Annotated in this window: 2 protein-coding genes; both read left to right on the top strand. The window is 34.8% G+C overall.

Annotation, left to right across the window (positions count from 1 at the left end; all coding sequences use genetic code 11):
• A partial coding sequence (locus ACZQCL_RS09190; protein WP_482482962.1) for a MutS-related protein occupies positions 1-724 on the top strand: 724 nt, incomplete at its 5' end.
• Between the two features lie 32 nt (positions 725-756).
• Positions 757-1,358: DNA mismatch repair endonuclease MutL (gene mutL, locus ACZQCL_RS09185; protein WP_482482961.1), on the top strand; the 602-nt coding region annotated here is incomplete at its 3' end.

Here is a 1,358-nt window from a genome sequence, read left to right as displayed (position 1 = left end):
AAACATGGGTGGTAAATCTACATATATGCGACAAAATGCCTTACTTGTAGTTATGGCACAAATGGGAAGTTTTATTCCAGCTAAAACAGCACAACTTCCAATTTTTGATCGAATCTTTACAAGAATCGGCGCATCGGATGATATATTGACAGGAAAAAGTACATTCATGGTGGAAATGATGGAAGCCAATACAGCTTTACGTTATGCTACAAAACATTCCTTGATTTTATTTGATGAAATTGGTCGTGGAACTGCAACTTATGATGGTATGGCTCTTGCTCAAGCAATGCTTGAATATATTGATGAAGCAATCGGAGCAAAAACATTATTTTCGACGCACTATCATGAATTAACGGAATTGGCGGAAGAACATCAATCTATGCGCAATGTACATGTTGATGTTCGTGAAGAGAAAAATGAGATTGAATTTAGATATCGTGTAATTGAAGGAAAGGCTGATAAATCTTATGGTATCAATGTAGCTAAACTCGCACATTTACCAAAAGTAGTTTTAGACAGAGCTTCACAACTTTTATTGAATTTTGAAAATCAAGATAACAATCAAAATTATCAACCAAGTTTATTTGTGATGGATCAAGTTCAACCAGAAAAGTCACAACTTTTACAACAACTACAAGAATTAGATATCGACTCAATGACTCCTAGAGATGCTCTGGATTGTCTTTATGAGTTAAAAAAACTAAGTGAAAAAATCGAATCATAAATATGAAATTCATATGAATGGAGGTGTGAAGTATGGCTAAGATACATGTATTGAGTGAACATTTGACAAATATGATTGCGGCTGGTGAAGTCGTAGAAAGACCGGCTGGAATTGTAAAGGAATGCGTTGAAAACAGTATTGATGCAGGTGCTACAGTCATAGAAGTTGAAGTATACCAAGGTGGTATTGAACGAATTGTGATTACTGATGATGGCTGTGGAATGGATCATGAAGATGCACATTTAGCTTTTATGCGACATGCCACAAGTAAAATGCATTCAGAAGAAGAATTATTCAATATTCAAACTATGGGATTTAGAGGGGAAGCTTTACCAAGTATTGCTTCTGTTGCCCAAGTTGAATTGCAGACAAGCAATGGTGAAGAAGGAACTTTATTAAGATACAACTATGGAAGTTTAGATGTTGATGAAACTTGTAATTGTCCACGAGGAACAAAATTAGATGTTTCAGGATTATTTGTTAAAACACCCGCAAGATTTAAACATTTAAAGAGCATTTCTTATGAATTTTCTGTAATTGCCGATTTAATGAATAAGATGGCATTATCCCATCCACAAATTCGTTTTCAACTTTCTCACGATGGAAGAGTTGTATTTCAAACAAGTGGCAATGG

The sequence above is a fragment of the Holdemanella sp. genome (genome assembly GCF_056804935.1).
Note: the sequence above shows the minus strand (reverse complement) of the source record. Positions and strands in the feature narration are given on the sequence as shown.